Source organism: Sorangium sp. So ce131 (genome assembly GCF_051519095.1).
Classification (GTDB): Bacteria; Myxococcota_A; Polyangia; order Polyangiales; family Polyangiaceae; genus Sorangium.
On sequence record NZ_CP150455.1, the window covers coordinates 13,251,787 to 13,273,330 of the forward strand.

15 protein-coding genes are annotated in these 21,544 nt (G+C 74.3%); 8 read left to right on the plus strand and 7 right to left on the minus strand.

Annotation, left to right across the window (positions count from 1 at the left end):
* Positions 1-113: 113 nt before the first annotated feature.
* Positions 114-341 (minus strand): hypothetical protein, encoded by a 228-nt coding sequence (locus WMF43_RS48180; RefSeq protein ID WP_437675631.1) that lies wholly within the window; start codon positions 339-341, stop codon positions 114-116.
* 395 nt (positions 342-736) lie between these two features.
* Here WMF43_RS48180 and WMF43_RS48185 point away from each other — a divergent pair, with 395 nt between their 5' ends.
* Both WMF43_RS48185 and WMF43_RS48190 read left to right on the plus strand, forming a co-directional pair.
* A complete protein-coding gene (locus WMF43_RS48185; protein WP_437675632.1) occupies positions 737-1,432 on the plus strand; it encodes an RNA polymerase sigma factor in 696 nt (231 codons plus the stop codon).
* Positions 1,429-2,742 carry a FecR domain-containing protein gene (locus WMF43_RS48190; RefSeq protein ID WP_437675633.1) on the plus strand — a complete coding sequence of 438 codons (1,314 nt, stop codon included), beginning with the start codon at positions 1,429-1,431 and terminating at the stop codon, positions 2,740-2,742. The genes WMF43_RS48185 and WMF43_RS48190 overlap by 4 nt, the downstream gene beginning before the upstream one ends.
* Positions 2,743-2,856: 114 nt before the next feature.
* Here the strand turns inward: WMF43_RS48190 and WMF43_RS48195 are convergent, their stop codons facing one another.
* Positions 2,857-4,623 (minus strand): sigma 54-interacting transcriptional regulator, encoded by a 1,767-nt coding sequence (locus WMF43_RS48195; RefSeq protein WP_437675634.1) that lies wholly within the window; start codon positions 4,621-4,623, stop codon positions 2,857-2,859.
* Between the two features lie 323 nt (positions 4,624-4,946).
* Positions 4,947-5,393 carry a hypothetical protein gene (locus tag WMF43_RS48200; protein ID WP_437675635.1) on the minus strand — a complete coding sequence of 149 codons (447 nt, stop codon included), beginning with the start codon at positions 5,391-5,393 and terminating at the stop codon, positions 4,947-4,949.
* Positions 5,394-5,908: 515 nt separating this feature from the next.
* Here WMF43_RS48200 and WMF43_RS48205 point away from each other — a divergent pair.
* From WMF43_RS48205 to WMF43_RS48230, 6 genes are all read left to right on the plus strand, one after another.
* Positions 5,909-7,144 (plus strand): hypothetical protein, encoded by a 1,236-nt coding sequence (locus WMF43_RS48205; RefSeq protein ID WP_437675636.1) that lies wholly within the window; start codon positions 5,909-5,911, stop codon positions 7,142-7,144.
* Positions 7,145-7,189: 45 nt separating this feature from the next.
* Positions 7,190-8,608, plus strand: coding sequence for an SIR2 family protein (locus WMF43_RS48210; protein ID WP_437675637.1), 1,419 nt, complete (start codon positions 7,190-7,192; stop codon positions 8,606-8,608).
* A 329-nt stretch (positions 8,609-8,937) separates the two neighbouring features.
* Positions 8,938-9,369: a hypothetical protein gene (locus WMF43_RS48215; RefSeq protein WP_437675638.1), complete on the plus strand. Its 432-nt coding sequence runs from the start codon at positions 8,938-8,940 to the stop codon at positions 9,367-9,369.
* A gap of 261 nt (positions 9,370-9,630) precedes the next feature.
* Positions 9,631-12,525, plus strand: coding sequence for a hypothetical protein (locus WMF43_RS48220; protein WP_437675639.1), 2,895 nt, complete (start codon positions 9,631-9,633; stop codon positions 12,523-12,525).
* On the plus strand, positions 12,522-14,207 hold the full coding sequence (locus WMF43_RS48225) for a hypothetical protein (RefSeq protein ID WP_437675640.1): 1,686 nt from the start codon (positions 12,522-12,524) through the stop codon (positions 14,205-14,207). The genes WMF43_RS48220 and WMF43_RS48225 overlap by 4 nt, the downstream gene beginning before the upstream one ends.
* A 931-nt stretch (positions 14,208-15,138) precedes the next feature.
* On the plus strand, positions 15,139-16,863 hold the full coding sequence (locus WMF43_RS48230) for a PHP domain-containing protein (RefSeq protein WP_437675641.1): 1,725 nt from the start codon (positions 15,139-15,141) through the stop codon (positions 16,861-16,863).
* A gap of 79 nt (positions 16,864-16,942) precedes the next feature.
* On the opposite strand, the gene WMF43_RS48235 is transcribed toward WMF43_RS48230, so the two are convergent.
* The 4 genes from WMF43_RS48235 to WMF43_RS48250 form a co-directional block, all read right to left on the minus strand.
* A complete protein-coding gene (locus tag WMF43_RS48235; RefSeq protein ID WP_437675642.1) occupies positions 16,943-17,380 on the minus strand; it encodes a CBS domain-containing protein in 438 nt (145 codons plus the stop codon).
* Between the two features lie 309 nt (positions 17,381-17,689).
* Entirely contained in the window at positions 17,690-18,787 is a 1,098-nt protein-coding gene (locus WMF43_RS48240) for a 3-oxoacyl-ACP synthase III family protein (RefSeq protein WP_437675643.1), read from the minus strand.
* 45 nt (positions 18,788-18,832) lie between these two features.
* A complete protein-coding gene (locus WMF43_RS48245; RefSeq protein ID WP_437675644.1) occupies positions 18,833-20,692 on the minus strand; it encodes a thiamine pyrophosphate-binding protein in 1,860 nt (619 codons plus the stop codon).
* A 304-nt stretch (positions 20,693-20,996) separates the two neighbouring features.
* Positions 20,997-21,491, minus strand: a complete 495-nt coding sequence (locus WMF43_RS48250; protein ID WP_437675645.1) for a hypothetical protein — start codon at positions 21,489-21,491, stop codon at positions 20,997-20,999.
* Between the last annotated feature and the right edge of the window lie 53 nt (positions 21,492-21,544).

Consider the following 21,544-nt stretch of genomic DNA (forward strand, 5'->3'; position numbering starts at 1 on the left):
GCGGGCCGCTCCGGGACCACAAAAGAAAAGAGGGCGACACCTCCGAGGAGGCGTCGCCCAAAGAGCTCCGCAGCGCGCGCTTCACCCAGGAAGCGACGCGCCGCGCAGGAGCCTCACTTCGCCGGCGCGGCAGCCGGGTCCGAGCCGGTCGTCGGAGCCGCCGGGTCGGCCGGAGCCGAGGGAGACGACTCCGGGGTCGCCGCGGGCGCCGTGTCGGCCGGGGCCGCCGCACCCGTGTCCGTCGGGGCCGCCGTCGACGGATCCGACGCCGGCGCGCTGCTGCCGCCGCAGGCGACGACGAGGGACGAGACGGCGACGAGCGCGAGAACGAGCTTCTTCATGGAATCCTCCGAAAAAGAGGGGCGGTGAGGCCGCCCCCGACCAACATGACGTAGGAGCCGCGCGCAAATCCGGCGGCCACCACCCAGACGCCCGTGGTCGACAGAACGGCTCACAGGTTTTTTCGATGAGCCGCCCGAGCCCTACCAGGCGTCTAGAAAACCGTGGGAAGCTCGGGGTGGTTCCGCCCTCCGGGCCTCCTGGCCGGGACGGGAGCCCAGGACGCGGGCCGCCTCCCCGGCGAGGGCCGGCTCCGCCCAGGGCGCAGCGACCATCTCCCGCTCCTTTCACGTTCCGTCACGTTCAGGAACCCATGGCTCTGAGACCTCAGCGAGGGCGCCTGCGCCTAGTCGAACCGGTCGTCCCGGCTGCCCCGGCGGCGGAGGCTCAGGACGACGTGGGCGAGTCCGGCCCCGTCTCCGCTCCGGAGGGGCGCGGCCGCAGGGAGGTGCTGCCCGGCCGCGCGCGCGCCGACGACGGCCGGCGCTCCGTCGCGAGCGCACCGGCGGAGCGCGGGGCGGGCCTTACGGAGCTGCCGGACGCGCAGCTCGTCGTGCTCGGCGCCCGTGGGGACGTCGGCGCGCTCGAGCAGCTCTACCGGCGGCACGCCGCCTTCGCCATCCACCTCGCGACGCGCATCGAGGGCTCGGCGCGCGACGTGGAGGACATCGTGCACGACGCCTTCCTCCGCGCGTTCGAGCGCCTCGGCGATCTCGTGGATCCCGCGGCGTTCCGCGCCTGGCTCGGCTCCATCGTCGTCCACAAGGTCCGCTCGCGGATGCGCCGCGCGCGGCTGCTCGGCCTGCTCGGGATGGGCAAGTCGAGCGAGCCGGTCGACCTCGACGCGCTCGCGAGCCCGGCCGCCTCGCCCCACACCCGCGCGCAGATCGCGCAGATCTACGCGCTGATCCAGACGCTGCCGGCCGACGAGCGGATCGCGTGGATCCTCCGCTCGGTGGAGGGCCACGATCTCGAGACCGTCGCGCAGATGACCGGCTGCTCGCTGGCCACCGTGAAGCGGCGGATCTCGCGCGCGCAACAGTTCCTCGACGGGCACTTCGTCGACCCAACCCACAACGAGGCATCACCATGAGCCGGCGAGGGCTACCCCGGATCGCACCGGCAGATCTGCGCGACCACGCGACCGAAGAGCGGATCGCGCGCGTCTGGGACCGCATCGAGCACGACCTCCAGGCGCGCCGCCCGGCGTCGCCGCGCCGCGCGAGCGTGGCCGCGGCGCTCGCGGCGGCGTCGTTCGCCGCGTTCGCCGGCGGCCTCTGGCTCGGCAGGGCGATCTGGAGCGAGCGCGACGCCGCGCTGGCGCCCACGGCCGTCGTGGCGCCGGTCGACGACATGCCGTCGCTGGTCGACGTGTTCGCCGCGGGCACGCACGGGCGCACCTTCCAGCTGCCGGGCGGCGGGACGATCTCGCTGACGCCGGGCACGACCGTCGAGGTCGAGCAGGCGCTCGGCGGCGCGCTGACGCTGCGGCTCGTGCAAGGGGAGGCGTCGCTCGACACCGCGAGCGGGGCGCGCACCGCCGCGCTCTCGATCGTCGCGGGGGCGGCGCGGCTCGCGACGTCGGCGGGCAGCGTGCTCCGCGTGAAGCACAACGTCGACGACATCGACGTGAACGTCACCGACGGCTCGGTCAGGCTCACGTCGCCGGCCGGCTCGCGGCAGCTCGGGCGCGGCGACGTCGCCGAGGAGGTGCCGATCCGGCAGCCGATGCCGATCGCCGTCGCGCCCTCGGAGCCGCTGCGGCCGCGCGTCTCGCCGTCGCCGCGCGCGAGCGCGGCGCTGCCCCCGGTGGAGGCCGCGGCCGCGGCGCCGCCGGCGCCGGACTGGCGCGCCCGCTACAACGCGGGCGACGCGGCCGAGGCGCTGCAGAGCCTGCGGCAGCAGGGCGGCGGGGTCGACGGCGCCATCGCGTCCGCGAGGACGGCGAAGGAGCTCATGGACCTCACCGATCTGCTGCGCGACAAGAGCGCCGACCACAGCAAGGGCGACGACCGCGCGGCCGCGGTGCGCGCGCTGACGCGCGTCGTCGAGGCCTTCCCGAACGACGCGAACGCGCAGATCGCGGCTTACACGCTCGGCAACATGTACGCCGAGATGGGCGAGCAGGCGCAGGCGGCGAAGTACTACGAGCAGGCGCGGTCGCTGTCGCCCGAGGGCAACCTCGCGGAGGACTCGTTCTGCAAGCGGATCCACGCGGAGGTGGTCGCCGGCCGCAAGGAAGAGGCGTCCGGGATGGCCAAGGAGTACGCGGCCAAGTACCCCGACGGCCGGTGCGAGGACGTCCATCAGCTCCTCTCCGGCGAGGAGACGGCGGACGAGGCAGCGGAAGAGCCCGCGGCCCCGCCCCAGCCCGCGGCGCCCGACGCGAGCCCCGCGCCCTGAGCTGCGCGCGCGTTCGGTCCTCCGGGCGCCCGGGGTCAGCCCGGGTGCCCGGAGCCGCGCGCGCGGGCTCGGTGCTCCATGCGCCCGGGGGCTCTCCCGGGCGCCCCTCTGCGCTCACGACCGCTGCTTCGCGCCCCGCTGCGACAGGCCGTACTGCTTCAGCTTCAGCACAAAGGTGCGGATCGGCATGCCGATGAGCTCCGCCGCGCGCGTCTGCACGCCGCCCGTGGCCTCGAGCGCCTCCTCCATGCGCCGGCGCTCGAGCTGCCGCAGCTCCTCGGCGATGGGGACCAGGCGCCGGGGCTCGCCGGCGCCGCTCGACGCGCGCGCGCCGTCCGCCGCGAGCTTCGCCGGGCCGGACACGGGCGGCGCTTCGCCGGGGCGCTCGGCCACGCGCGGGGGCAGGTCCCAGAGCTCGACCCGGTCGCCCCGCATCGTCGCCGCCGCGAACTCCATGGCGTTCTTCAGCTCCCGGACGTTGCCCGGCCACGTGTAGGCGGCGAGCCGGCAGAGCGCGGTGTCGGAGAGGTCGACCGGGGGCAGCTCGGTCCGCTCGCGCGCCTGGGCGAGGAAGGCGCGGGCGAGGACGGGGATCTCCCGCGGCCGCTGCCGCAGCGGGGGCAGGTCGACCGCGGCGGCGCCGAGGCGGAAGAGCAGGTCCTGCCGGAAACGCCCGGCCTTGCACTCGGCCTCGAGGTCGCGGTTGGTCGCGGCCACGACGCGGATGTCGATCTCGCGCTCGCGCACGTCGCCGAGGCGCGTGATGCACTTCGCCTCGAGCGCCCGCAGGAGCTTGGCCTGGGCGCGGAGCGGCAGCTCGCCGACCTCGTCGAGGAAGACGGTGCCGCCGCTCGCGCGCTCGAGCAGCCCCGGCTTCGCGGTGACCGCGCCGGAGAAGGCGCCCTTCTCGTAACCGAAGAGCTCGCTCTCGACGAGGGCCTCGGGCAGGGTCGCGCAGTTGAGCGGGATGAACGGGCCGCCGGCGCGCCGCGACCAGTGGTGGACGGCGGCGGCGGCGTTCTCCTTGCCCGCGCCCGTCTCGCCGAGCACGAGCACCGGCAGGTCGCTCTGGGCGAGCCGGCGGACGAGGCCGTAGAGCCGGATCATCGCGGGATCGGCGAGGATCAAGGTGTGCTCCCCGAGCGCGTGCCGCACCGTCGCCTCCGCGGCGGTGGCGAGGCCGCCCGGGGTGGCGACCTCGGCGGCCGCGCGCGCGCAGGAGAGCAGGGTGTCGGCGTCGCACCCGTCGGCGGGCAGGCAGGCGACGCCCGCGCGCAGCGCCGGCACGAGCGGGGCGAGCGCCTCCGCGAGGCTGCCGGCGGCGGCGCGCGCGGCCTCGCCGGCGAGCTCCGGGAAGACCGCGGCGAGCTCGGTGCCGCTGCTCCAGCCGACGACATCCATGAGGCGCACGGCGGCGATGGCCCGCTGGCCCACGTCCTGCGGCGCGCCTGGGCCGAGGAGGAAGGAGGCGACGGCGAGCGGTCGGCCATAGTCGGCGGCGCGCTCGATCTCCTCCTCGAGCCGCTGGCGCAGGTGCCCGGCGTCGGCCAGCCGCCGGCTGACCCGGGGCTCACAGTGCAGGATCAGCGCGATCTCGCCGAGGGTGATCACGTCCCCGGAGCGCAGCGTCCGCGCGGCCTCGATCCGCTCGCCGTTCACGCGCACCCCGTTGTGGCTCTCGAGATCGGTGATCCGCACCTCGCCTTCGGCCACCAGGAACCGCGCGTGACGGCGCGAGATCGCGGTGCTGTCGATGCGGAGATCGGCGTCCATGGCGCGCCCGACGAGCACCGTGCCGGTCGCCGGCAGCGAAAAGCGCGATGAAGATCCGCCCTGGACGACGAGCAGGTGGGGGCGCGCTCCGGGCGGCGGCGCGGACATGGTCGCTAGGGACTGAGTCTCCTCGGTCGGATCTGCGGGTGGACACATGGGAGGGGGGAGTATTGCTTCAGGCGGCAAGCCACACAACGCATGAAGCCCGGAGCCGACGGCAAGACCCGGAGGAGGCGAGCAATGCGCCGTTGACGGCCGGGATGGGCCGCGCCGCGGCGCCCGGGCGGCGGTGCGGCAGCTGCGGCGCGGCGCCGCGGAAGGCGCTCCGGCGCTGGCGGGGGCTCGGCCAACGAGGGGGAGCGTGCCCACGCTGGGCAGGAGGGCGCAGCGGCCCGCTCATTTGGCCAGCTTGTGCACCCTGGGCGGTGTGCTCAAGCTCGTCCCGTGGAGGGCGCGACAGTCCCGGGTGAGATGGCGCGGGTCCGCCTGGGCGGCGAGCGCCTCCGGCCTGCCGCCGAGGTGCACATCCGCATCATCTGCTTCGGGCCGGCGTCATAGAAATAGACGAACGAGGTGTCTGCCAGCGATAGCTGCGGCTGGTTCCCCGACCCGAGCGTCCCCGCGGGCCCTTCGCCCTTGTTGTCCTTGTCCACGACGTGGATGGCGCTGCTGATGACCAGAAGACGCGATCCATGACCGTAATCTCTCCCGGCCAATCCCCCGTCGCGACGGACTTCAACATGACACAAGCGCGTGTATTTCTCGGCGCTCGCGACGGGCTCGATCGAGTGAACTCCTTGAATCGGCATCCGGTACACGCCCGGCTCGCCGAAGTCGGTGAGGAACAGCGAGTCCCCGTCGCGCGCGAGCCTGGTCACGTACGACGCTCGCCCCCCGAGTCCCGTGGTCCTGCCGTCAGGCGATCTTGTCGGTCGCGAAGACGGTGTTTGTATCGCCGCCGGCCCACAGCACGCGACCGTCGTCCTCGTCGTCCTCCACCACGATCACCCGCTGTCTCACGCCGCGCGCCTCACGGGTGGAGCACGGGCACCGCCTCGGAGAGGAGATGGCGTCCGCCGCCGCCAGGACAAGAGAGCCCGCGAGTTCAACGTGCCGGCGCAGCGCGCCGCCCGTGCGTCCGCCGCGGCCCACCTCGCTCCCACCCAGGCAGGGGCGCTTGCCACATGGCCTGCTCCTCGTGGATCACGCCGCGAGCGTTCATGGTGGAATATTACGAGCAAACGCCGTCGCTCGTCGCCGGGCGCACGTCGCCGACGGGGCGCTCTGCAGCGGATCCAGGCGGCGGATGTGGCCGCCGGACACAAGGAACGTGGCCGCTGGGTACAAGAAAGAGGCATTCCAGAGAGCAAAGGAGTATGGGGCAGGTACCCCGATGGCCGGTGCGAGGAACTCCAGCGGATCATCTCCGGCAAGGAAGCTGCCGCCGGCGAAGGGGCCGCGCCGCCTCCGGCGCTGGCCGCCGGCGCGCGACCCGCGCCGCCCTTCGCCCGCGCTCGTCTCCGCCGCGCGCCTGTTCCTGCTGAGCTCGATCCTGGTGCTTGCCGCCGGGTCTGCGGCGGCGGCCGAGCTGCCCACCACGACGCCTGGCTCTGGCCGCGCCCCTGCCGCCGCGCCGAGCGCCGGCCGCGCGGCCGCGCCGAGCGCCGGCCCCGTGGCCGCGCCGGGCCGCGCCCCTGCCGCCGCGCCGAGCGCCGGCCGCGCGGCCGCGCCGGACACCATCGAGGTGCGCGTCGCGCTGTCGCGCGGCGCGGCGGAGGAGGTCTCCGCCGTGCGCCTGCGGCGCCTGCTCGAGATCGAGCTCCCGGACGGGGCGGCGCTCGCCGCCGAGCCGGTGGGGCCCCTCGGCGAGCGCGTCGCGACCGTGTGGATCGAGCGGCCCACCGCCGCCCGCCTCGAGGTCCAGCTGCGCCTCGACGGCCGCGCGGTCGTGCGGCGGCAGATCGCCGTCTCCGGGCTCACCTCGGATGTGGCCGCGCGCCTCGTGGCGATCGCCGCCTCGGAGCTGATCCGCGCCGAGATGCGCCGGGCGCGCGCCCCCCGGCGGCCGCCGTCGCCGCGGCGCCCGACGCCGGACGAGGTCGAGCTCGCGTCGCGCGATCTCGACGCGCTCACCGTCTCGGCCGGACCGTACGGGGCGCTCGTCTCGGGCGGACCGCGGGCGCTCGGCGGGGTCGGCCTCTCGGTCGGCCTGCGCCGCCTGCGGTTCACCGAGTCGCTGTTCGCCCGCCTGCTCGCCGACCCGTCCGGCGACGAGGCGCTGCGCTGGCTGGAGGCGGGCTTCTCGGGCGATTACCGCTTCTGGCTCGCGGCCTCGTGGCGCCTGTCGCTCGGCGCCACGGCGGCCGTGTCCTCGGTCAGGCTGCCCGCCAGCGCCGCCTACGGGATCGACGGCGCGCGCGACACCTGGTCCGCCCGCGCCGGCCTCGGGCTCGGCCTGGAGACGCGGCTCGGCGGCCCGCTGTGGCTCGGGCTCACGCTCGATCCCGGGGTCGTGCTCCGGCCGGCGCCTTACCAGGACGCCCACGGCGCGGCGCGCGCCGTCGAGGGGGCCTGGCTGGGCGTCGGCCTCTCGCTCGCCACCGAGCGGCGCTCCGCGGCGCCGCGGTGAGAGCGCCGCGCGGCGGTGAGACGATCCGCGGTATCCTGCCAGCGCATGGATGACGAGATCCTCGAGCAGCTGCGCGAGCGTTACACGTCAGGGAACCTCATCGTCTTCGCGGGCGCGGGCGTCTCGGCCGGGGCGGGGATGCCCAGCTGGAAGCAGCTCGCGGAGAAGCTGCGCGATCGCGCCAGGAAGGCGGGCGCGAGCCCCGCGGCCGTCGACGAGATCGAGCAGTGCATCGCCTCGAACCAGCTCATCCACGCGCTCTCCGCCGCGAAGCTCGCCCTCGGGCCGCAGGAGTTCAACCGGACCGTCGACCGGGAGCTCGACGACACCGGGCGCGACGTCCCCGAGACGGCGCTCGCGATCGCCGCGCTCAAGCCGAGGCTCAAGGCGGTGCTCACCACCAACATCGACCGGCTGCTGGAGCGCGCGTTCCAGGGCGAGTGGCGCGTCGTCGATCGGCCGACCGGCGACCTCGCCCAGGACAGCCGCTACATCTTCAAGCTGCACGGCACGCTGCGCGCGTGGGACACCTGGGTCTTCTCGCGCGACCAGTACGACAGCGCGATGTTCCACGCGCCGCTGCTCCAGGACGCGTTCAACGCGCTCTACCGCACGCACACGATCCTGTTCGTCGGCTTCGGCCTGGCCGACGACAACATCGACCTGACGCTCGGCCGCGTGCGCGCGCTCTCGGGCGGGCAGCCGCCGACCCACTTCGCGCTGCTCCCGAAGCCCGTGCCCGCGTTCCGCCGCCGGCTGCTCGAGGAGTCGGGCATCCGGCTCCTCGTCTACGAGAACCAGGCCGGGGATCACGCGGAGGTCGCGCAGGTCCTCCGCGGCCTCGCGCAGGGCGCCGCGCCGGCGCCGCCGCGCGCCGCGGCGCCCGCCGCGCCCGCCGCGCCGGCGGCGAGCCCGGGCGCGGCGCAGGGGACGAGCGCGGCGCGGGGAACGAGCGCGACGCACGCGACCGCCGAGCGGCCCGCGCCGGCGCAGCCGGCGAGCGCGGCCGCGCGGCCGGTGCGCGTCTTCTTCTCGTACGCCGCGCCCGACGAGGACCTGCTCGGGCGCCTCGAGGCGCACCTCACCCCGCTGCAGCGGGATGGGCTCATCGCGCCGTGGCACATCCGGAAGATCGGCGCCGGCGAGGATCTGGAGCGCGCGATCCGCGAGAACCTCGAGGCGGCCGACCTCGTCGTCCTGATGGTCAGCGCCAGCTTCCTCGCCTCCGAGCAGAGCGACGCCCAGGTGACCCGCGCGATGGAGCGGCGCGCGTCGGGGCAGGTCACGGTCGTGCCGGTCCTGCTCCGCCCGTGCGACTGGGAGACGTCGCGCTTCGCCGAGCTGCAGGTGGTGCCGCGCGACAGGAAGCCCGTGACCAAGTGGGAGGACACGGACGAGGCGCTCCTCCAGGTGGTGCGCGACATCCGCGCCGTCGTGACGAAGCTGCGCGCCGCGCCCCGGTGAGCCCGGGCGTCCTCGTCCGAGCGGCGTCCTCGTCCGAGCGGCGTCCTCGTCCGAGCGGCGCCCGCGCCCGCGCGGCGCGGGTATTCCTCGCTCTTCCTCACTCTTCCGCCTCGCCGGCGCGTGAGGGAAATCCCTCGGACCGCGCCGCGGCCTGGGCGCGACCGACGCCGCGAGGGCGCGGCGTTCCCCGGAGCTTTCTCGGGGTCTTCTGAGCCTCTCGGCTTGCCGCGCTGCGCCTCGGCCCGGCGGGCGCGGATGCACACGGGGACGCGCACGCGGCTTGCTTGGCCCGCTGACCGGACGACGCGAACCAGCGGAGAGGTGGCATCGTGAGCCCATTGCACAGAGAACGGGTGGTGACGGCGCGCGAGAGCAACCCGCACGAGGCGCGGCAAGGGGAGGAGGAGGCTCCGCCCGAGTCGGGCCGGCAGCCGGCGGTCTACACGGCGCGGGGTGGACCCACCGGCGAGCCCTGGCCGGAGCGCCCTCCGGTGCTCTCGCCGGACGAGGCGCGCGAGCTGGCCGAGCGCTGGGGCGCGATCCAGGCGGGCTTCATCGAGGCGCCGCGCGTCGCGGTCGAGCAGGCCGACGCGCTCGTGACCGAGGTGATCCAGCGGGTCGCGCAGAGCTTCCGGGAAGAGCGCGGCGCGCTGCAGCGCCTCATCAACGCCGACCTCGGGCAGGGGGAGGCGTCGACGGAGGAGCTCCGGCTCGCGCTGCGCAGGTACCGGTCCCTCCTAGGCCGCCTCCTCTCCTTCTGATTGAGCGGCGGTCACCCGCTTCGGATACGGGCCCATCTCGGCGTTTTCGGTGCTCAGCGCACTGGAGTGCGCTTGCGCGCCGAAAACGCCGATCTGGGCCCGTCTCCTGTGCGGGTGACCGCCGCTCTGTTCTTTGCGGCGCGAGGGGGAGAGAGAGAGGGGGGGCTGCTCAGGGGCGGGTGGCGAGAGCGCGGGGCTCGGCGCGAGGAGGCGCGCAGCGGGCGGTAGCGGGGGCTCGGCGCATCTGGCATGGTCGGCGCCATGCTCGTTCGCAGCGGTCTTTCCTCGGTTGGATGCGGCTCGCGGCGCGATGCGCGCCGACTGGCTCTGGCGGCGCTGCGGCGGCGATCGCTGCGGCTGCTCGGCGCGGCGCTCGCGCTCTCGGTCGGGTGCTCCAGCGCGGCGCCGGCGCCGCCTGCGCGGCAGCCGCCCGTCGTGAAGACGCCGCCGTCGCAGGCGAAGGCGCCAGGAGGGCCGCCGCTCTTGCCGGCCCACGTGGTCGCGGAGCTCGAGGACGAGGACGCGACGCCCTACCACGCGCGACGAGGGGACGAGGCGCTGCTGCTCTACGCGGCCGGCGGGCAGTGGAAGACGCGCGTGCTCGGCGCGGACGGGGCGCCGCGAGGCGAGGCGATCGAGGTCGGGCCGGCGCCCGCGGACGTGCCCGTCGCGGCGCTGCGCGCGGCGCCGGAGGGCTACGTCGCGGCCTGGATCGAGCAGGTCGAGGGCAGCCGGGCCGTGCGCATGCTCGCGCTCGACACGGCGGGCAAGGCGATCGCGCCGGCGAGCCTCGTCGCGCGCACGGCGGAGGAGATCACCTGGCTCGACGTGCTCCCGAACGCGAAGGGGGCGCTCGTGCTCTGGGAGATGCCGCGCGAGGACCGCGTCGACGTGGTCATGTCGGTGGTGACCATCGGCAAGGGCACCGTCAGCAAACCGACCGGGCCGGCGGCCGTCGCGCGGGGGGCGCTGAGCTGGCACGCGGTCGCGACCGAGGGCGGCGCGGCCGTCGCGCTGGTGCTCCCGCCGCCGGGCGGGGCGGCCAGGGGCGAGCAGCGGGCCGCGGACAAGGCGGGGGCGGAGGGCGCCGCCGAGGCCGCGAAGCTCGGATCCGTGTCGCTCGTGGAGATCGACGCGGCAGGGAAGCTGTCGGCGCCGGTCGTGGTCAGCGCCGGGCCGACGGCGCAGATCGATCTGGAGATCGCCGCCGTGGGTGGGCGTTACCTGCTCACCTGGACGGACGAGCGCGACATCGACAGCGCGGTCTACCTGGCGGCCGTGGAGCCCGGGGGCAAGGTGGTCGTGGCGCCGCGGCAGGCGACGCCGCCGTCCGGCGAGCAGGCGCTGGTGTCGCTCGTCGCGCCCGCCGCGCCGGGCGGCCGGGCGCTGCTCGCCTGGGAGGATCTGCTGCGCGCCCGCGACGGCAGCGGCGCGGAAGGGCGCGGCGCGGGGCGGCTCGTCCACCTCGCGTCGGTGGGGCCGGACGGGGCGCTCAGCGCGGAGCGGGCGGCGCTCGTCTTCAGCGCGAGCGGGCCGCCCGACCTCGCGGCGGACGGGGACGGGTTCGCGGCGGTGACGCTCGCGCCCGCGGCGCTCAAGGCGGGCGGCGGGCCGGCCGTCCCGCCGGTCTGGCCGACGTTCGTGCGCTTCGGCCCGGACCTCTCGGTCCGCGCGGCGGAGCCGGTGCGCGCCGCGCCGTTCGCGGCGACGGACGGCGTGCCGTACCTCGTGCGCGGGCTGAGCTGCCACAAGGGGGCGTGCTCGACGCTCGCGAGCGCCGCGGCCGGGGCCGGGCCGCAGCAGGGCGGCGCGGGCAAGGCGCCCGGCGGCCGCGCGCCGCTCGCGCTGGTGTCGCTGCCGGTGCGCGAGAGCGCGTGGCGCGCGCCCGCGTTCCGGGAGGACACGGACCCGCCGCCGCGCGCGACCGGGGTGCGCGCGCTCGTCGAGGGCGACTCCATCGCGGACGTCGCGGGCGTCGACCTGGAGGGCGGCGCGGCGCTGTCGGCGTGGGTCACGTACTTCGTCGAGGGCTCGTCCGACGGCGCGCCGCGCGGGCAGGACCTCGCGGCGACGCTGGCGGTGCGCGCCGCGGGCCCGGGCGGCCTCGGGAAGCTCAACGTGATCTCGCAGAAGGCGTCGTCGCTCGGCGGCGTGGCGATCGCGGCGGCGCCGCCGGCGGCGGGCGCGGGGCCGGCGGAGAGCGTGCTCGCGTGGGTCGCGCGGGAGCGGGGCGAGACGCAGGTCTACCTGACGAAGCTCGACGCGACGGGCGCGAAGGTCGCCCAGAAGAAGCTCACGACGGCGCCGCGGAAGAAGAAGCCGGGCGCCCCGGCGAGCGAGGCGACCGACGTGGCGATCGCGTACGACGGCGCGGGGGGCTTCATCGTGGCGTGGATCGACTCGCGCGACGGCAACGCCGAGGTGTACGCGGCGCGGGTAGACCGCGCGCTGAAGGCGACGGTGCCGGACCGGCGCATCACGAACGCGCCGCTCGACGCGGCCGAGGTGCAGATCGCGGTGCGCGGCCAGGAGGCGTGGCTCGTGTGGTCGGACGCGCGGCCGGCGGGCGGCGGGGCCGCCGGGGAGGGCGCGGCGGGCGCGGGCGCGGCCTCCGGAGCGAGCGGTGAGCCGAGCGGCGACATCTTCCTCGCGCGGCTCGACGCGAAGACGCTGCAGCGGATCGGGGATGAGTCGCGCCTGCACCCGTCGCCCGAGCACTCGCGGAGCCCGGTGATCGCGCCGCTCGAGGGCGGCTTCGTCGCCGGCTGGATCGAGGAGCCGGCCGGGGAGGGCGCGTCGGCCGGCGGGGGCGCGCGGCTCGCGCGGCTCGACGCGAGCGGCGCGGCGTCGGGCCCGGTGATCGCGCTGGCCGCCCCGGAGGGCGCCCCGGCGACGTCGGTCGCGCTCGCGTGCGACAAGGTCTGCCGCGGCGTGCTGGTGTCCGCGCCGGGGGACTCGGTGGTGCTGAACGCCTTCACGCTGGCGCCTGGCGACAGCGCCGCGCCCGCGCTGAAGCCGCTCGCGGGGCTCACGGGCGGCGCGTCGCGGGACGTGGCGCCGGCGTTCGCGGGCGGAAGCGGCGGGTCGCTGTTCTTCGCGGACGACTCGGCGAGCGGCGCGGGGCGGGTCCGGTGGATGACGATCACATGGCCATGAGCGGCGCGGAGGGCGCCGGCCGGCGTGGCGGCGCGGAGGGCGCTGGCCGGCGGAGCGGCGCGGAGGGCGCTGGCCGGCGGAGCGGCGCGGAGGGCGCTGGCCGGCGGCGCGGCGCGGCAGCGCGCGCCGGGGCGCTGCTGCTGCTGGGAGGGCTCGCGTCGGCGCTCGGCTGCCCCGGTCCGCCGGAGGTGCCGGTCCCGCCGGCGCGCCGCGCGGGGGGGCCGGCGGTCGCGCCGGGTTGCAAGGGGAGCGGCTGCTCGCAGGCCGACGCGCTGATCGCGGCCGCGCGGGCGTTCAGCGACGTGCGGCACGACTACCTCCTCGACACGTCGAGCGCGATGGTGCCGGGCCGCGGGATGTCGCGGAGCGCGGCGGGGGTGTTCTCCCCGGTCGGCGTCGCCTGCGCCCGGCGCAAGGCGGAGGTCGCGGCGCCGGCGACGCGTGCGGCCGCGGGGGCGCCTGCGGGGACGGGAGCGCCTGCGGCCGCGGGAGCGCCTGCGCCTGCGCCTGCGGCCGCGGAGGTGACGGGCGCGCCCGCGCCGGGGCAGGGCGAACGTGCGATCGACTTCCGCTACGTGGGCATCGCCGTCGATTCGGTCCTCGCGGGCGCCGACGTCGACCTGCCGGCGTACTTCAGCGCCGGGGGGACGGTCGACAAGCGCCGGCTGCGGCTCGTCGCCATGGCGCTCGTCGCGGACGAGGACCCGCAGTTCTTCGAGCCGACGGAGGACGTCGTGCCGGCGCCGGGCGGCGGCTGCGCCTGCGGCCGGGCGACGCACTTCATCGGGGCGGTGAAGCGCGGCGCGATGGTCGCGTACGAGACGGACGTGACCGCGGGCGAGGCGCACGGCACGGCGATGGGCCTGTTCAAGGCGCGGATCGCCGCGGGCGATCGCCGGGTGACGATGACGTCCGTCGGGGAGCTGTCCATCCAGGGCGTGGAGGGCGCGCCGGTGGCGGGCGCGCCGGACGGCGGGCCGGCGTTCGGCGCGCTGCGGATGGAGGTGAAGAAGGCGGTGCCGCTCGCGTACGCGATCTATCCGGTGGCCGACGTGTGCCGCTTTTCGCTCGCCGAGCCGGAGATCACGCCGCTGCCGCTCGACTTCGGCGTGGTGCCGTACGGCGCGACCGCGACGGCCCAGGCGATCCTCCGGAACCGGGCGCAGGTCGACGTGCGCGTGACCCACGGCGAGCGCACCGTCGAGGTGCCCGCGCACGGGAGCGCGGAGCTCACGTTCTCGTGGACGCCGGAGGGCAACACGGCCGCGTGTGAGCAGCAGACGCGGCGGGAGACGTTCGTCGTGCAGCCGAAGGACCCGGCCGCCCCGGTGGTCCCGCGCGAGCGGGCGGTCCCGGTGCCGCAGCAGGTGACGACGGGGATGCCGACGTTCTCGAGGCACGAGCCGATCGCGACCGAGACGGGCCGGTCCCCCGACTACAGCCGGGCGAGCGTCGACTGGACGTGCCCGGCCGGCTACGTGGTGGACCAGTGCGAGCCGCAGCTGGCGAGCTGCCTGTCGTCGACGGGCAGCTGCAATGCCGAAGGCTACCGGCTGACGGCCGAGGCGACGCCGGACGGGCGGGGGTGCGCCTTCCGGTGCACGGGGCCGAGCTCGTCGCTGTGGGGCGACCACGGGTGCACGTACACGGCGGCGATGGTGTGCCGGCTGGGGTGCAAGTAGCGGCCGGGGAGCTGCGATCGCGGGTGCTGGAAGTGCGTCGGGCTTCGCCGGAGGGGGTGGAGGACGTCGCGGGAAGTGAGCGGGGCTTCATCGAAGGGGGTGAACGGCCCTCGGGAAGTGCGCGGAGCTTCGCCGGAGGGGGTGGAGGACGTCGCGGGAAGTGAGCGGGGCTTCACCGAAGGGGGTGGACGGCCCTCGGGAAGCGCGCGGAGCTTCGCCGAAGGGGGTGGAGGACCTCGCGGGAAGTGAGCGGGGCTTCACCGAAGGGGGTGGACGTCCCTCGGGAAGCGCGCGGAGCTTCGTCACGGGGGGCAAGGACGCCGCGTGAAGTGGGCGGAGCTTCGCCAGGGGGAGCGAGCGTGGCTTCCGAGCCGTAGAGGCCAAAGACAAGGGCGATATCCACGGGTGTGTCGACCAAATCGTCACCAGGTGTTGCGCTCTGCCTTTCACTCTCTCATCGACATCGCCGAAGGCCAGCTCGCGTGGCTGACGATCACTTCGATGGCGCACGCATGCAGGATCTACAGCGCTGATATGGTGTGTTTCCGAGAGGCAGCGCAGAATATTTCCGCCTGTCAGAAGTCTTTGCAGGAATAACGACGAGGGAAGAGAGATTTCAACGCAAAGGCGCAAAGGCGCAAAGGCGCAAAAATACGAAGAAAATTCTGGTTTGCGTCTTTGCGCCTTTGCGTTGAAATCTCTCTGGATCCCTGGCCCGACTCGTGACGCTCGGAGCTAGACGAGCTGGCGATATCGGCCGAGCACGAGCGTCCCCACCGCGGCGATGGCCACGCGAGCCGCGACCCTGCCGCCGAGCGCGTCCGCCGGGAGCGCGTCCACGGCATCGCGACGGCAGTGTGGCAAACTGCCCCGCTGCCGCGGGCCGCACCGCGTGGCCTCCGCCAGGCAAGTGCTATATTCCCACCCATCTATGCTCGACAAGCTCGATATCGCCCGCGCCCTCCGCGAGATGGGGATGCTCCTCCAGATCAAGGGCGAGAACCCCTTCAAGGCGCGCGCCTACGAGACCGGCGCCGACGCCCTCGAGGAGCTCACGGACGACCTCGGCGCGCTCGTCGCGGCGAAGAAGCTGACCAGCCTCCGCGGCATCGGCGCGGCGCTCGCCGCCCAGATCGCCGAGCTCTACCAGACGGGGCGCTCCGAGCAGCTCGAGAAGCTCCGCGCCGAGCTGCCCCGCGGCGTGCTCGAGCTCTCGCAGGTGCCGGGCATGACCCTCAAGCGGATGAAGGCCCTCCACGAGGCGCTCGGCGTCGGCAGCGTGGAGGAGCTCAAGCAGGCGTGCCTCACCGGGAAGGTCCGCGCCGTGAAGGGCTTCGGGGCGAAGATCGAGTCGAGCCTGCTCGAGGGCATCCACCGCTACGAGACGCACGACGAGCGCGTCCTCCTCGTCGACGCGCTCGAGCTCGCCGAGCCGCTCCTCGGGCACGTGCGCGGGTGCGAGGCGGCCGAGCAGGCCGACCTCGCGGGCGACATCCGCCGCTGGGAAGAGACGGTGGCGCGCGTCGATCTCGTCGCCGCCGCGGACGACGCCGAAGAGGTCATCGACTGCTTCGTCCGGTTCCCGCGCGTCGCCGAGGTCGAGGAGCGCGACGGGCCGCGCTGCGCGGTGAGGTTCTCGGGAGGCCTGCGGGGCGAGCTCCTCTGCGTGCCGCCCCGGCACTACGCCGCCGCGCTCCTCCACCGCACCGGCGCGCCGGCCCACCTCGAGGCGCTCGCCGCGATCGCGCGCGAGCTGGGGCTCTCGCTGGACGAGCGGGGGCTCCTGCGCGGGAACAAGCGCCTGTCCGCGAAGACCGAGGAGGACCTCTACAGGCACCTCGGCCTCCCGCTCATCGCGCCGGAGCTCCGCGAAGGAGAGGGGGAGATCGAGGCCGCCGCGGCGGGGGGCGCCGCGGACGAGGGCGAGCTCATCGAGGAGGGCGATATCCAGGGGATGGTGCACTGCCACACCGTGTACTCGGACGGCAAGAACACCATCGAGGAAATGGCCCTGGAGGCCGAGGCGATGGGGATGAAATACCTCACCATCACCGATCACTCGCCCGCGGCCCACTACGCGGGCGGCGTCGGCGTCGACCGGCTGAAGCAGCAGTGGGACGAGATCGCCCGGGTGCAGGAGAAGGTGAAGGTGAAGCTCCTCCGCGGCACCGAGTCGGACATCCTCGAGTCGGGGGCGCTCGACTACCCGGACGACATCCTCGAGCGGTTCGACGTGATCATCGCGAGCATCCACTCGCGCATGAAGATGGACGCGGATCAGATGACCCGGCGGCTCGTGAGGGCGATGAAGCAGCCGGTCTTCAAGATCTGGGGGCACGCGCTCGGCCGGCTCATCCAGCGGCGGGAGCCGTTCGCGTGCCGGGTGGAAGAGGTGCTCGACGCGGTGGCCGAGTCGCGGGCGGCCGTCGAGGTCAACGGGGATCCCTACCGCCTCGACATGCAACCTCGGTGGATCAAGGAGGCGCGCAAGCGCGGTATCCGCTTCGTCATCTCGACGGACGCACACTCCACGAACGCGCTCCACAACCTGCGCTTCGGCGTGGGGACCGCGCGGCGCGGAGGCCTCCGCCGCGGCGAGGTCCTGAACGCGCTCGGCCCCGCCGCGTTCAGGAAGGCCGTCCGCCCGGCCGCCTGACGCGCCGAGGCCCTCACACCCGGACGTGCTCCGCCGGCGGCGCGGCGGCCTTCCCTGCGACGCCGCCGTCCGGGGGCGCTCAGCTGTAGACGCCCTGCACGTACTCGGTCAACATCTTGATCTCGGCCTCTTGCTCGCGGCTCGCCCAGTAGACGAGATCGCCAATCGAGATCATCCCGATCACCCGCCCGTCCTGGACCACCGGCAGGTGACGGCAGCGTCGCTCCGTCATGACCGCCATCGCCTGCCGCGCCTGTGTGCTCGGCTCGACGCAGACGACCTCGCGGGTCATCACCTCCGCGACCAGGGTCTTCGCCGGATCGCGCCGGGCCAGGATCACCCGCGTCATCACGTCCCGCTCGCTGACGATGCCGCTCGGCGATGAATCGATGCTCACGAGCAGCGCGCCCACGTGCCTCGCGCACATCGACTGCACGGCCTCGAAGACCCTCGCCTCCGGCGAGATGGTGTAGACGGCCCGACCCTTCTTGTTGAGGATTTCGCCGACGCTCTCCATGGCTGCCTCCTTCCGAGGCGGAAGCATGATGGAAGGTTCGCGTGGTGTCGCGTGGTCGAGCGCAAATTTTTCGGATTTCGTTCGCCCGATGACCACGCTCCCACGCTCGGCACAGCCGAGTCCGTATCAAGACCTCCTGGACATCGAGCCCGCGGGCGCGAGCACGTCTTGGACGGTGTGAGTCCGCCGAGCTCTGCGCTCATCGTGTCGACGGGCATCGGCACACCCGCCGAACGTCCGTGTCGGCGCGATGTCCTCCTCCCTTCCTGCGTCAGGGCGAGCAGGAGCTTGCCGAGCGTGGGGGCGTGCTCACGCGGACGAGCGGTATCGCCCCCAACGCATCACCATCACGGTCATGGTCATTCCGGTCGCGCCCGATACGGTCGCGACCACGTCACCGGGGCGCAGGATCCCCTCGCGCTCGCCGGTCGCCATGACCATCGGCAGGTTCGCGCCCGAGAGGCTCGACGCCCAGGCGAACGTGTCGGTCCGGCGCGCCTCCGGGAGACCCCAGATCGCCTGGATCGCGGACCCGAACCAGCCGGCCGCCTGGTGGGTGACGATCACGCCGATGTCCTTGCGCCCGAGGCCCGCCGCCGCGAGCGCCTGGTCGAGCATCGGATTCGCGTGCTCGGCAATGGCGAACAGCTGCTCGCGCGCCCTCCGCGGGTCCGCCAGATAAAGGACGTTCTTGCCCTGGTCGGTCCAGCGCTTGCCGGGCACGCCGGTCACGAGCGCGCCGTAGAAGCGGCCGTCGGTGAGGTGGGCCTCTCCGAGCACGCCCTCGCCGGCGGGCACCGGCCCGAGGACCACCGCGGTCGCGCCGTCGCCGAACCACACCGAGAACGGGTCCTCCGGGCGCAGGACGCGGCTCTGCGCGCTCGATTGCACCGCGAGGACGCAGCGCGCCTGGCCCGACCCGATCAGGGCGCGAGCGACCGCCACCTGCTGGGCGAACGCGTTGCACGTGCCCTCGGTCTGCAGCGTCAGGACGCCGGGCCGCAGCTCGAGCTCGCGGTGTAGCCGGCATCCGCTCGAGTTCTGCTGGAAGTCGGGGACCGTCCCGCCGATCAGGAGCGCGTCGACCTGATCGGCCAAGGCGCCCGAGCGCGCGAGCGCCTCGCGCGCCGCGGAGAGCTCCATGTCCGACGGCTCCATGTCGTCGGAGAGGACCCGGCGCTCGATCGCGCCCTCGAACGGATCGTCCTTGTAGGCCGCCATCGCCCGGGTGAGCGCCGCCGCGGCCGGCGATAGCTGCCTGTCGGCCTCGACAGGGCGCGTCACGCCGGCGGCGCGCTTCTCACGCCAACACGCGACCAGCTCCTTCGGCCACCAGTCGTTCGTACGGACGTTGGGCGGCAGGTACGTCCCGATGCCCCAGATCCCGACATGGATGATCTCTCTCATCGACCGCTCTCCCGGGCACCGCGGCGCCCTGCGCAGCGCCGGCTTCTACGGCTTCGGGGCGAACGCGCCGACGCGGTCCTTCTTGGGGAGCCGCACCTCGGGGTCGATCCGGACATCGACGACCACCGGCCCGGCGTGGCCGCTGATCAGCGGCGCCGCGCGGCGTAGCTGTCCGGGCCGGTCGACCCGGGTCGTCGCGGCGCCGAGGCCGGCGGCGAGCGCGCAGATATCCATGGGACCCGTCGGGTAGTCGGGCCTGCGGCCGTAGACCTTCGCGTGCCCGTTCTCGACCATTCCAAGCCGCTGATCGTTGAACACGAAGACGCGGATCGGCAGCCGCTCCTGGGCCGCGGTCGCGACCTCGAACGCGTTCATCGCGAAGCACCCGTCGCCGACGATCGCGGCGACCGCGCGGCGGCGGTGCGCCAGCTGCGCGCCGATCGCGGCGCCGATCGACTGGCCCATCGAGCCGAGGCCCGTCATCACGACATACCCGTCGGGGGCGACGACCTTGAGGTAATGCGTGGCGAACAGGAAATGCTCGCCCGAGTCGACCGTGTAAATGGTGTCGGGCGGCAGGAGCTCCTGGATCTCGGCGAGCGCGTCCTGCGGCGCGATCAGCGCGCCTTCGGCCGACGGCGCGAGCGGGTGCCGCGTCACGCCGCCGCGACGCGGGCTGCGCGGCCGGATCGACGCCGGCAGCTGCGCCTCGAGGCCGCGGAGGAACTCGGCGGCCGAGCTGACGATCGCGTGGGTCGGCGCATAGCTCTTGCCGAATTGCCGGGCGTCGATGTCGACGTGGACGAGCGCGCGCGACGGCTGGAGCAGCGGGCTGAAGCCGTCGGTCGCCAGGTCGCCGAGGCTCGTGCCGATCGCGACCAGCACGTCGAGGCCGCCCTCGAGGTAACCGAGGGCCGAGGGGTGGCCGCCGAGCCCGAGCACGCCGAGCGACAGCGGGTCGTCCTCGGAGAAGACGCCCTTTGCCTTCGGCGTCGTCGCGACCGGGCAGCAGAGGCGCGCGGCGACCCGGCGCAGGCGCGCCGCCGCGTCGCCGCCGCGCAGGCCGCTGCCGGCGAGGATCAGCGGCCGGCTGGCGCCGAGCAGGAGCCCCACGATGTCGTCGAGCATCGCCGGCGGCACCTCGCTCCGCAGGCTGACGTCGCCGCCGACCGCCGGCGGCGAGATCGCCGCGGTGGTCACGTCCATCGGCAGGGTCAGGAGGACCGGCCCCCGCCTGCCCGAGAGCGCCGTCGCGATCGCGCGGCGCAGCAGGTGGGGCAGCTGCTTCGCGTCCGGGACCTCGGCGGCCAGCTTCGTGATGTGGCGCGCCATGGCGACGATGTTGAGGCCGTGGGCCGAGCCGTCCTGCAGGACGCCCTTGCCGTGCGCGGATCGCGGCACCTCGCCGACCAGCAGGAGCACCGGGAGGCCGTCGCACCACGCCGAGGCCAGGCCGGTCATCGCGTTGAGGACGCCGGGGCCCGAGGTGACCGCCGCGACGCCGACGCGGCCGGTCGTCTGCGCATACCCGGCGGCCGCGAACATCGCGCCGCTCTCGTGCCTGGTCGTCACGACCTGGATCGGGCTGTCGAGCAGCGCGTCGTGCACCGGGGAGATCGCGCCGCCTGGCAATCCAAAGACCACGTCGACCCCCGCGGCCGAGAGCAGGTCGACGAGCACGTCGGCGGCGCGGCGCGGCGCCGGGCGGTCGAACGTCGCGACCGGCGGCAGGCTGCGCCGCAATCCCGACGGAGGGATCGCGCCCTCGGCAAAGCGGGTCGATAACGTCGACTCCACGGCGTCGAGGTGAGCTTCGTCCTCATCGGCGCTCACCACCCGCAGCGGCTCGGCTTTATCGAGGAGTGCCGTGGCGCCTGGCAGGGAGAGAATGGGGTCGCGTTGCATACACATGCCGCCTTGCCGTGGAACCTCGCATTGTACAGCGTGGTCCACGATACGCGGTGTCAATAATTCTTTTATTTCTATAAATGGGGTAGAGGGTACGAGGCCACCTTATACCCGCGACGATTTCGTTGGATGCCGGTCACCACGACACGACGCGCCCGTCGCGCGAGAACACGAGGGATCCGCGACCGCGAGGGGCCTGGCCGGGCTCGTGGCCGGGGGAGCTCGCCGGTCTCCCGGATGGATCTGGGCTGTGTGCCGTCGATGTCGGTAAAGCTGTACTCTCTCGCCAGCTCCGCCGCGATCAGGACCTCTCCGCTCCTGCGATCATGAGCGGGGCCGCCATTGCGCTCGCCGCGTAATTGGCCCGCACGCCGGCGCCGAACATCGTGTCCCAGCGCGCGAGCGGCGCGGTCCAAAACCCGGTCTCTTTCCAGAGCTCGCTCCCGTCATGGAAGTGCTCGTGCCCGCCCCAGACGTTGTTGACGGACACGTCGCGCCGCCCGTCCTGCTCGGCGCGGATCCTGTCGAGGACAGCCCGCGTCTGCGCGTCGTCCCGGTGGTCGCAGCGGGCGGCGATCCCGCGGCCGCCGAGCCGCGTCACCTCGCCGGCGGTGCCGTCGATCGTGCCGGGCAGCGGGATGGCCGCCTGGCCCTCCTCGATCGTCCGCCCCGTCACATGGACCGTGGCGCCGGCCTCGCCGAGGCCCAGCGCGATCCCCTGCCGACGCCTCGGTTCGCCCCCGTGACAAGCGCGACAGTTCCAGCAAGCGAGCCAGGCATGCTCGCGGTCCAACATAACGGACTTTTATCCGTTTTCCAAGGCCGTGCGCGCGCGGCGCGCCGCGACAC